Genomic DNA, 12,125 nt, shown 5'->3' on the forward strand with positions numbered 1-12,125 from the left:
ATATTTTTATTTAAATTAAATTCAAATATTATTTAAATCAATATGCTTTAAAGTCTAGTTTACAAGCTTAATATATATGATGTATAATCAATATGTATGTCTATAATTAAAACAATTTTACAATCCTATAGATTGATTGTTTAAAGTTATATAAAGAATATAAAAAAGAATAAGAGAGAGGACGATTAATATGAAATTAGGTATAGTTGGTTTACCAAATGTAGGTAAAAGCACACTATTTAACGCAATAACTCAAGCAGGTGCAGAATCTGCAAATTACCCTTTTTGTACGATAGACCCAAATGTTGGAGTTGTATCTGTTCCAGATGAAAGATTAAACAAGCTACAAGAATTATATAATTCTGAAAAGATAGTCCCTACTGCTATAGAATTTTGTGATATAGCTGGTTTAGTTAGAGGTGCTTCTAAAGGAGAAGGTTTAGGAAATAAATTTTTATCACATATAAGAGAAGTTGATGCAATAGTCCATGTTGTTAGATGCTTTGAAGATGAAAATGTTATACATGTAGATGGTTCTGTAGACCCACTTCGTGATATAGAAACTATAAACTTAGAATTAATTTTCTCTGATATAGAAATTCTTGAAAGAAGAATTCATAAAACTCAAAAAGCTGCTAAAGCTGATAAGACTTTAGGTTCTGAACTTGATTTATTAAAATCAATCATGTCTACTTTAGAAGATAGTAAATGTGTAAGAACTATGGAATTTACAGAAGATGAACAAGTATTCGTAAATTCACTAGATTTACTTACATCTAAACCTGTTATATACGCTTCAAACGTATCAGAAGATGATTTAGCTGATAATGGAGAAAATAATAAGTATGTTCAACAAGTTAAAGCATTTGCAGAAACAGAAGATGCTGAAGTGGTTGTTGTATGTGCACAAATAGAAGCAGAAATTTCTGAACTTGATTCTCCTGAAGAAAAGAAAGAGTTCTTAGAGACATTAGGTCTTGAACAATCAGGACTTGATAAACTTATAAAATCTTCTTACGCTTTACTTGGTTTAATTTCATTCTTAACTGCTGGTCCAAAAGAAGTTAGAGCATGGACTATAAAAGTTGGAAGTAAGGCACCTCAAGCAGGAGGAAAGATACATTCTGATATAGAAAGAGGATTTATAAGAGCTGAAACAATAGCTTTTAATGATTTAGTTGAGCATGGTACTATGGCTGCTGCTAAAGAAAAAGGGTTAGTTAAATTAGAAGGTAAGGAATACATAGTTAAAGATGGAGATGTAATATTATTTAGATTTAATGTCTAAAATGATTAACGTTGTACACTTTGACTATTATATGTATGATAACTAGAAGATTAGACTTATAATAATAAATTTTTTATTATCTGCAATAATTATATAAATTTTTTATAAAAAAGAGAGTTATTTCAAATGGTTTATAATAATCATAATGAAAAGCTCTCTTTTTTATTATGATAAAATATAATCTATCACATATAACAATTAAATTCATAAGTTAATTGTTTGCTATTTAATAAAACTTTAATCTAAAATCTTAATTATAAAATTACATTTCTAAAATATGTATAATATCCCTACAGAAATTACTACTGTTGCTACTGAAAGTATTTTACTATAATTCCAAATACGCTTTCCTCCAAAACATTCAAATGGATAAAAAGGTATGCTATGTAAAATCAACAAGGTTTTTCCAAGTGAAACTATGTATTCACAAAATTGTGATTGTCCTTCAACTGCTACCCACAAAACAAAACACAATAATCCTAACCATTCAAACAATCCTTCAATAGCCATGTTACATCTAAATTTAGCAGTTGACTTATACTCTTTAGGATAAAATCTACCTATTATTGGCCATATACCTCCTAATACTGTAACCAATAGTGATATAAACAATCCACCTCGTGTAACAGTAAATGTCCATTTTTCAGGCAAAATTAAAGTTGCAAACATACCACCAATTAATAGAATAATCAACAAAGAAAAAAATGCACCTACCATGATACTAAAATCAGGTAAATTATTATTAAACAATAAAACAGGGAGCAATATCAATAAGTTTAAAATCATATAAATTCCTAATTGTTGAATTGATGAATTACTTTTTTGTGCTGAGGTACTCCATAGATGAAATCCAGAAGCAATAAAAAGCGTACTATATATCCATAATTGCACAGTTCCAATTAACCCATAGTTTTGAAACATCTGTGTAAAACTCATAATATTATATCCATTATTTTCAAAGAGCTTCCATGATGCAACATTATCATCTTTTACTGTGGCAGTTACAGTTCTACAATCATGCTCTTTTAAAAACATAGTTACCTTTTTATAAAGTTCACTTCCTATTCCTTTTCCCTCATAGCCCTTTTTTACGTAGGCTGTCTCTAGATATCCAATCTTTTGACCATTTTTCGCAGGAAAAATTCTATAAGAAGCCATACCAACAATATGACCATCCACTATTGCAATAAAAGCTTCTTTTGGCTTTTTAAATGCCAAACCTTCAACCAATCCAAAGCTTGATTTACCAAGTTCCCACACGAACCTTCTTTCTTCAGCTACCATTTCTCTAATTATTATATTATCCAAATTTATCCTCCCAATTTTTTAAATAATTTTTAATATGCTTAATTTCATAAATCATACTATTACATTAAAAGTTTATATCAGAATATTTTATATGTTTTTTACAAAATATCATCTAATTCCTAAAATAATATTCCTGTAACAATTAATATTCTTATAATAGTGTATTGTTATATAAAAAAAGTGAGCATTGATTAAACAAGGTTCACTTTTTATAAATTTTTATGTTATGTTTTATAAGTTTATTTAATTTGTTTCTTTTCCTTTTACATTATATCTATCTAATATTAGTTTTTCATATTTTTCGATTTGCATTGGTCTAGCAAATAAAAATCCTTGAGCCATATCACAACCTATAAATCTTAAAAACTCAGCTTGCTCCAATGTCTCAACACCTTCTGAAACAACTTTTATATCAAGTTGTTTTGCCATTTGAACAATACTTGAAACTACAATTTGACTTTTCTTCATATCTCCTACTGTTATAAAAAATTCTCTATCCAATTTTAATACATCAATTGGCATATCTTTAAGCATATTTAAGGAAGAATAACCTGAACCGAAATCATCCATAGAAATTTTGAATCCAACAGATTTTAAATCCTGCATTATTTTAAACAATATTTTTGTATTATCAAAAATTGCACTTTCTGTAAGCTCAATTTCAATCAAATCTGGTTCAATTCCATATTCTTTTGTTATATTTTCAAGTTCAAATATAAAATCTGGATTCTCAAGATGTACCCTTGATAAATTTATTGAGATAGGAAATGTAGGGAAATTTTCATTTTCCCAACGTTTAAAATTTTTACAAACTTGAGTAAATACAAACATATCTAATTCTGTTATAAAACCATTCTTCTCAAAAATAGGAATAAACACACCTGGACTTATTAATCCTTTTTTAGGATGTTGCCAACGTACAAGAGCTTCAGCACCTACAATTTTAGCAGTTGATAATTCGATTTTAGGTTGTAAATAAACTTTAAATTGTTCATTAGTTAAAGCATCATGCATTTCTTGCTCAATATCACGTTCCTCTATGAGAGTTTCTTTTAAGTTTTCTGCATAAATTTCATAGACTTTTAAATATTTTCTTTTTACTGTAGTTTTTGCAATCATAGCTTTATCAAGACAAGTAGAAATATTTGTTTCTCTATCTTCAACAAAATATACACCTATAGATGGAATTAAATTTAGTTCTACTCCCAAACTAGTTTTTATCATTGACATTTTTTTACGTATAAGTTCACATATTTCAATAACTGATTCTCTATTATTTTTCTTTTCAAATATTATAGCAAAATTATCATTTGAAATTCTTGAAAATACGGCTTGTTCTTTGAATATATTCTTAATTATATCTGCTATTTCTTTTAATACTCTATCTCCTTCTTCATACCCAAACCTATCATTCACTAACTTAAATTTATCTATATCAAAATAAATTAAAACTAGATTCTTTTTCTCGTGAGATGATAAAAATTTGCCACCTTCAAGATTAAATTTATTTGAATTTCCGATACCTGTAACGTTGTCCTTAAATGCAAAATCTTCTAATTTTTCCTTACTCTTTTTTTGTATAAACAATATGTAAATTGTTAATGCTGTAAATATTATAATCAAAACTACACATGCCGATAATGTAAGCTTTATAATAGCATATGATTTCTCAGATACAGCAGTTTTAGGAACTTCAGAAAAAAGATACCAATCATTGATTCCTATTGGTGCATAACTCAAATAATATCCTCTTCCAGACATATTATAACTCAATGAACCTGACTTAAAATTTTTTATATTTGACTTCATGCCATTAAGAGTAGATTTTGATAAAGAATCGCTTTTACCAATATAAGTAAATAAATTTTCCTTGTTCGTATTGGCATTTTTACTACTTGGATTTAAAACAATATCTCCATTACTCTTAGCTATATAAGAATATCCTTTTCCATTAAATGTTGGTACAGAAAGTATCTTTTCATACAACTTTGTATTATGTGTGGCAAATATGACTCCTTTAACCTCATTACCCTTATAAATTGGTACAGAATATACATTAATGTCGTTATTAACATTTTTGTCATCTTCTATTACATCTTTTAATTTTCCTGTTATAACCACTTCTCCCTGCATCGATTCTAAAAAATAATCTCTTTTAGAGAAATCTTCTATATATCCATCTGTAGTATATGCTGTTCCATTTGGTAAAATAACTCCCATTCGTTTAAATGAACTATTAACAGACTCTCTTTTAAGTATAGAAAGGATATTATTTACTTCAAAAGACCCTTCTCCTTCAACAAATATTGAAATTGATTGTAGTAGCTTTATATCTCCATTAATTTGCTTTTTTAATACATTTACGCTTTGATTTGCTATTTCTGAAAGATATTGATTCGTTTCTTCCCCTAATGTCTTATTCAACCTTGAACCATAAATCAAACAGGAAATTGTAATTACTAAGATACTTATGACAGCAATTATTGACAAACCGTGCCTATTATTTTTTGCATCACTTAACATTATGCTTCCTGCCTTTCTAGAATCTATATATATAATTATTATTTTGTGTCAGTTACTGTAAGCATTTTATAATGATACTTATTTTTCCATATTTACTGTAATTATACAAAATTATAAACTTTATTACAATAATAAATTAACTAGCAAGGATATTATAACTTATATTATCGTATTACCCATTTTACAATAATTCCCATATAAAAAATAAAAATGTAATATCAAAACAGATTTTGATATTACATTTTTAGATGGTATATTTTATTAAATTTTCATGTTACATTTTACTTAAACATTCATTTGCAACTTCTTTATCATCAAAATGATGCTTAACTTTACCTATAATTTGATAAGTCTCGTGTCCCTTACCTGTTATAATAACAACATCATTTTTCTTTGCTGTACTTATGGCCTCTGCTATAGCCTGTTTTCTATCAACAACAGCATGATAATTTTCTTTTTTCTTATCAATTCCTTCAAGTATATCTTTTATTATTGCTTCTGGTTCTTCAGTTCTTGGATTATCAGAAGTTATAATACATAAATCAGAATACTTTTGTCCAATAGCTCCCATTAAAGGTCTCTTTTCAGTATCTCTATCTCCACCACATCCAAATACAGAAATTATTTTTCCTTCTGCAAATTGTTGAGTTGTTTTCAATACATTTTCAAGTGCATCAGGAGTATGAGCATAATCTACAATTACACTTATACCCTTATCATTTGGAACTGTTTCAAACCTTCCTGATACTCCATTAGAAAGTCTAAGCCCTTCTTTATACACTGGTTTAGGTATACCAAGTACATAACAAGCAGCTATAACTGCCAAAGTATTATATACTGTAAACATTCCTGGAACAGGTATAAATATAACTTCTTCATAAGAAGGTGTTATTAATCTATAAGATACCCCATCTGAATCTGATTTTATATCTCTAGCCATAAAATCAGCTTTAGTGTCAACACCATAAGTGTAACAAGGTACATTTAAACTTTTTACATTTTCGTATATCTTTTTTCCACCTTCATCATCTATATTTATTATATTAGCCATAGTAGTCTTAAAAAATAATTTTTCTTTGGCTTTTCTATAGTCCTCTAAATCTTTATGAAAATCTAAATGGTCAGGTGTTAAATTTGTAAATATGCCCAGTTTAAAGTCTGTCTCATCAACTCTATTTAATGCCAATGAGTGAGATGAAACTTCCATCGCACAGTAATCACATCCATTATCTAACATGTTATTAAAATGGTATTGTAAATCTATACTTTCTGGAGTTGTTGAACTTGAAACAATGTCTTTTTCCCCATCAAAAATTTTTATAGTTCCTATAAGACCAACTTTATTTTTATTTAAAGTTAATATCTCATTTAGTATAGTAGTTATACTAGTTTTTCCATTAGTACCTGTAACTCCTATAACATTAAATTTCTGAGATGGATGATTATAAAAATTATCAGCTATTTTTGCCATATCTTTTCTTGTATCTTTTACCTTTATAAATGTATATCCTTCTATTTCTACATCTTCTTCAACAATAAAGGCTTTTGCTCCCTTTTCTACAGCATCTTTTATATACTTATGGCCATCTGATACAAATCCTTTTATACATACAAATAATGTACCTTCTGTAACCTTTCTTGAATCATATTGTACATTATTAATATCTATATTTAATTCACCTTTGACATTGATTATATCCAACCCTTGTATAATATCATTTAATTTCATAAATGCTTTCCTCCCTTTAAACTCTTTCTGCTAAAATTACACTACATATAATATTATATTAAGAATTTTTTACTATGTGAATGGTTAAAAATGCTTGAAATATTGCAAAAAATGCTCTATACTTTTCTATAATATAAATCTAGAAAGGTCTTATATAAAAACTATGGATAAAAAAATTGGATACTTAAATGATAATTTTAAAATATTTAATATTAGGGACAAAAAAGATATAAAATTTGAATACCATAATCACGATTTTAATAAGATAATTATATTTATAGATGGAAATGTCACTTATTTTGTTGAAGGGATTCCTTATAAACTAAAGCCTTGGGATATACTTTTTATAAGTAATAATGAAATCCATAAGCCAGTTATAGATTCAAATGTATTTTATGAGAGAATTGCAATATGGATTAGCCCAGAATTTATGAAAAAAAATAGTGATATTACTAGTGACTTAGAAAAATGTTTTAAAATAGCTACAGAAAATAAATGTAATAGGTTGCGTTTAAATATACATGATATTCAATCCATTAAGACTTTTATTGAACAAATAAATATTTCTGAATCTAACAATGAATTTGGAAATGAAATATTGAGGAATACACTATTTATACAACTTATGATATTCTTAAATAGAATTTTCTTAAAAAATGAAAATATAGAATCAACAGAAGATGTTTTTTATGATGAAACCATAAAAAAAATATTAAACTATATAAATTCAAATATAGATAATAAACTTTCCATAGATAGTATATCGTCTGAATTTTTTATAAGTAAATATTATCTTATGAGAAAATTTAAGTCTTATACTGGAACATCCATACACAATTATATAGTTCAAAAAAGATTAATTTTAGCAAAAACATTAATAATTAATGGCAATCTTATGAGTGAAGTTTGTAGTAAATGTGGATTCAATGATTATTCTAGTTTTGTAAGAGCATTTAAAAAGTACTATGGTGTATCTCCTAAAAATTATATAAACAATAAAAATCCTTTAGATATTACTCTTTTAGATGAGTAAATTATTTATTATAAATTTTCTGTTAATAAATACAAGAGATATTAGTATATTTATCTTACTAATATCTCTTGTTTGCTAATATTTCAAAATATTATTCTATCATCATCATTTCATCATAAAGAATATTCTCCAATAACTCCTTAGCTACTTCTCTTGATATTTGTCTAGTTTCAACTAATTGTTGAACACTATCTCTTTCACTTTGGATTGCCATTAGCCTATAGTATTCTACTTTCGCTTCAAACTTATCATCATTTTGAATCTTTCTAGTTAGCCAATTTAAATAACGATTATAAAATCTGATTGCTATTAATGATTCATGTCTGTTATTCTCAGCAGTATTTTTATTTATAAATAATATAGCAGTTTTAGTAGAAAGTGCATATGCATGATGAAATTCTTTAATTATTTCTGTATTTTCAGATATTAGTTTTGTAATTTTTTCTTTTACTTCTATCTTTACTTTTCTATCTATAATCCACATACTTATTTTTAACTTTGCAATCTTAAATATAGATTTCTGAACAGATTTTCTTGATTTTGTAATATAAAATCTATACAATTTAAATGCTCTATCAGAAATTTTCCCATCTTCTAATAGTTTCTGAACTGCCAATAATCCCTGATGGTCTGCTTGTGCAATCATCATACTTATAAGTTTGTTATCTGGAGTATTTAATATTCCCTTTTCAGAGTCTACCAACTGTTCATTTAAATCATGTATAACTGGTTGTACTTCTTGTGCTTTTTCATTACTGAGTTTTAAAATAGCTTCTTTCAAAATTATTTGATATGCCTCTTTATCAGATAATAAATATTCTGACTCTTGTACATCACTTTTTAATAGTCTTGGCAATAAAATTGTTGCCAGTATCAAACTTATAAGAATAACTTCTGATGATATGAATAAAACAGTATCCCTCATCGGAAATACATCTCCACTAGCTAGATAAAATGGTATGGACAATGCAGTTGCTAGTGTAAATGTACCATGAACACCACAAGTAGCAACTATTAATGAGTATTTATGTCTAGAAATACTGTCTTTTACAACTTCTTCATTCTTAAAACCTAAAAAACCTCTAAAGAAATTATTTAATGGATTCTTCTTAGTTTTTATAAAAGAATCATGCCATAAATATACACAGATAAACCTTATAGCGAATAAAATAAGCACAATTAAAACAGCAATAAAAGTCAATTTCAATGCCATATTTTCATTTTTAGTACTAAGTCCCCTATATATGCTTGGCAATAAAAAACCAAGTAATGTAAAGACAAACCCATTCAATATATACTCTAAAACATACCATGTATTATCTGATATTATTCTTAATTTAGTAGTTGTATTTTGTAAATGTTCTTTTTCAATTCCATGAGCTATTCCTGCCATTACAACAGCTAAGATTCCAGACACTCCTACTTCTTCTGCCACAAAATACACAAAAAGTGGAGTCATTATTTGTATAACTATTACCATTGGAATTTCTTCTAGATTCCACTTATGTAAACTAAGTCTTATTTTTATAATTATATATCCTAATAGGCATCCTAATATTATTCCTCCAAAAGCAGTAATTATAAATTGAATACCCGCTTCTTTTATTGAAAATACTCCTGTAACTGTAGCAAGTACTGCAACTTTAAATGCTACTACTCCAGCAGCATCATTTAATAGAGATTCCCCTTCAAGTATACTCATCATATTTTTAGGGAAATCTAACCCTTGTGTGATTGATTTTACTGCCACTAAATCAGTTGGAGATATTACTGCCGCTAGAGCAAATGAAACTGACAGAGGCATCTCAGGAATAATAAAATGTATAAAGATTCCACCTGCAAATACAGTTGTTAAAACTAGACCAAATGCAAGAAGTAAAATTGGTTTTCTAAGTTCTAATAACTCTTTTCTCGATACATTTTGACCTTCACTAAATAATAATGGAGCTATGATACATATTACAAATATTTCTGGATTAAATGAAAATGAGAATTTAAATGGCAAAATAGACAATACAACTCCTAATACAATTTGATATATTGCAAGAGGAATACTGTTCCACTTTTTACTAAGTACAGTTGAAATTGTTGTACAAACTAATAACCCTAACAATGTTACTAAAATTGACACATCTACCCCTCTTTTCAATAATTACATTATAGATTAAACTTATATATCAACTAACTTAATATTAACAGCATATAATTTTATCTGCATCAAAAAATTTTCAATTTATTCTATTATTCGTATTATATATGTCATTCTTAATTTTGAAAATATCTATACTAGATGACACGAAACAAAATGATTTCTTGATATTTCTTTTAAAACTGGAACTTCTATTTTGCATATTTCTTTACAATAAGGGCATCTTGTATGAAACTTACATCCACTTGGTGGGTTTGTTGGAGAAGGTATATCTCCTTTTAATATAATTCTATTTTTCTTAATTGTAGGGTCTTGTATTGGTACTGCACTCATAAGTGCTTTTGTGTATGGATGTTGAGAATGCAAGTAAAGTTCTTCTTTAGTTGCAATTTCTATTATAGAGCCTAGGTACATAACACAGACTCTATGTGCAATATGATTTACCACGCTCAAGTCATGAGATATAAACAAATACGAAAGTTTATATTTCTCCTGTAAATCCATAAGCAAATTTATAATTTGAGATTGAATAGAAACATCTAGTGCAGAGACAGGTTCATCACAAACTATAAATTCTGGATTTAATGCTAATGCTCTTGCTATACCTATTCTCTGTCTTTGACCTCCAGAAAACTCACCTGGTTTCCTATTTAAATGATACTTAGAAAGTCCACAATTCTCTACAACATTTAGTATATTATCTTTTATTTCATTCTTTGGTACTAAATTATGTTCTATAACTGCCTCAGATATTATTTGCTCTACATTTAATCTTGGATTTAATGAGCTATATGGGTCTTGAAATATCATTTGCATTTTGGGTCTTAATTTTCTAAGTTGTTCCTTCTCTAACTTATATATATCTATACCATTAAATTCAACTTTACCTTCAGTTTTTTCAATTAACCTAAGAATTGTTCTTCCAGCAGTTGATTTTCCACATCCTGATTCTCCAACTATAGCCAAAGTTTCTCCTTTTTTTAAATCAAAAGAAACTCCATCTACTGCCTTTACATATTTAACTTCCTTATCAAACAATCCAGATTTAACTTCAAAATACTTTTTAAGACCTTCTACTTTTAATAAACTTGTTTCCCTTTCCATTTATATCTCCTCCTTTGTATATAACCAACATGCAATACTATGACCATCATTCAATTCTATTAAAGGAGGTATCTGAGTTCTACATTTATCACATACTTTTTCACATCTATCACTAAAGTAACAAGAATCTGGTATTCCAATTGGGTTTGGTACTTGTCCTGGAATTGAATACAATCTTTTTCCTTTGTTTTCTCCAAGAATAGGTTTTGACTTTAAAAGTCCAATAGTATAAGGATGTTTTGGATTTTTAAATAATTCAACAACCTCTGCTACTTCTATAATTTTGCCAGCATACATTACTGCTACTTTATCACACATTTCTGCAACTACTCCCAAATCATGTGTAATCATCATTATAGACGTGTTTAATTTTTCTTTTATATTTTTCATTATATCTAGAACTTGAGCTTGAATAGTAACATCTAAAGCTGTTGTTGGTTCATCAGCTATAAGTAATTTTGGATTACATGATAAAGCCATAGCTATCATTATTCTCTGTCTCATACCACCAGATAACTCATGTGGATATGAATTATATATTTCTTCAGCTCTCGGTATTTCTACTAACTTTATCATATCTATTACCTTTTTTTTAGCCTCTTCTTTTGATAAATCTTGATGCAACATAATTCCTTCAATGATTTGATTCCCAACAGTAAATGCTGGATTTAAAGATGTCATTGGCTCTTGAAAAATCATAGATATCTCATTTCCTCTTATTCCCATAAGTTCATTTTCATTCATCTTTAAAATGTCTTTACCTTGAAATATTATTTCCCCACCTTCTATTTTTGATGTTGGAAGTAACTTCATCAAAGACATAGCTGTTACAGATTTACCACATCCTGATTCTCCAACTATTCCAATAGTTTCACCTTCATTTATATTAAAACTTACTCCATTTACACTTTTGACAATACCTTTATCTGTATGAAAATAAACTTTTAAATCTCTAACTTCAACTAGTGTTTTATTCATTATTTTCTCCTCT

The 12,125-nt window shown here is 27.5% G+C and carries 8 protein-coding genes; 2 read left to right on the top strand and 6 right to left on the bottom strand.

From position 1 onward, the window contains the following. Positions 1-190 precede the first annotated feature (190 nt). Entirely contained in the window at positions 191-1,288 is a 1,098-nt protein-coding gene (gene ychF, locus ACTG45_RS14775; RefSeq protein WP_479919262.1) for a redox-regulated ATPase YchF, read from the top strand. Positions 1,289-1,558: 270 nt separating this feature from the next. On the opposite strand, the gene ACTG45_RS14780 is transcribed toward ychF, so the two are convergent. The 3 genes from ACTG45_RS14780 to ACTG45_RS14790 form a co-directional block, all read right to left on the bottom strand. Then, on the bottom strand, positions 1,559-2,596 hold the full coding sequence (locus ACTG45_RS14780) for a GNAT family N-acetyltransferase (protein ID WP_479919263.1): 1,038 nt from the start codon (positions 2,594-2,596) through the stop codon (positions 1,559-1,561). 243 nt (positions 2,597-2,839) lie between these two features. Beyond that, positions 2,840-5,119: a bifunctional diguanylate cyclase/phosphodiesterase gene (locus ACTG45_RS14785; RefSeq protein ID WP_479919264.1), complete on the bottom strand. Its 2,280-nt coding sequence runs from the start codon at positions 5,117-5,119 to the stop codon at positions 2,840-2,842. Positions 5,120-5,393: 274 nt separating this feature from the next. Then, positions 5,394-6,848: a UDP-N-acetylmuramoyl-L-alanyl-D-glutamate--2,6-diaminopimelate ligase gene (locus ACTG45_RS14790; protein ID WP_479919265.1), complete on the bottom strand. Its 1,455-nt coding sequence runs from the start codon at positions 6,846-6,848 to the stop codon at positions 5,394-5,396. A gap of 163 nt (positions 6,849-7,011) precedes the next feature. Here ACTG45_RS14790 and ACTG45_RS14795 point away from each other — a divergent pair, with 163 nt between their 5' ends. Beyond that, positions 7,012-7,881: an AraC family transcriptional regulator gene (locus ACTG45_RS14795; protein WP_021385525.1), complete on the top strand. Its 870-nt coding sequence runs from the start codon at positions 7,012-7,014 to the stop codon at positions 7,879-7,881. A gap of 91 nt (positions 7,882-7,972) precedes the next feature. Here the strand turns inward: ACTG45_RS14795 and ACTG45_RS14800 are convergent, their stop codons facing one another. From ACTG45_RS14800 to ACTG45_RS14810, 3 genes are all read right to left on the bottom strand, one after another. Then, the gene (locus tag ACTG45_RS14800; protein ID WP_479919266.1) at positions 7,973-10,012 is read right to left on the bottom strand and encodes a cation:proton antiporter; all 2,040 of its coding nucleotides are present in this window, start codon (positions 10,010-10,012) and stop codon (positions 7,973-7,975) included. Positions 10,013-10,162: 150 nt separating this feature from the next. Continuing rightward, positions 10,163-11,134 (bottom strand): ABC transporter ATP-binding protein, encoded by a 972-nt coding sequence (locus tag ACTG45_RS14805; protein WP_021385557.1) that lies wholly within the window; start codon positions 11,132-11,134, stop codon positions 10,163-10,165. After that, positions 11,135-12,112: an ABC transporter ATP-binding protein gene (locus ACTG45_RS14810; protein ID WP_021385515.1), complete on the bottom strand. Its 978-nt coding sequence runs from the start codon at positions 12,110-12,112 to the stop codon at positions 11,135-11,137. Positions 12,113-12,125 lie beyond the last annotated feature (13 nt).

It is taken from the genome of Clostridioides sp. LIBA-7602 (genome assembly GCF_056688945.1).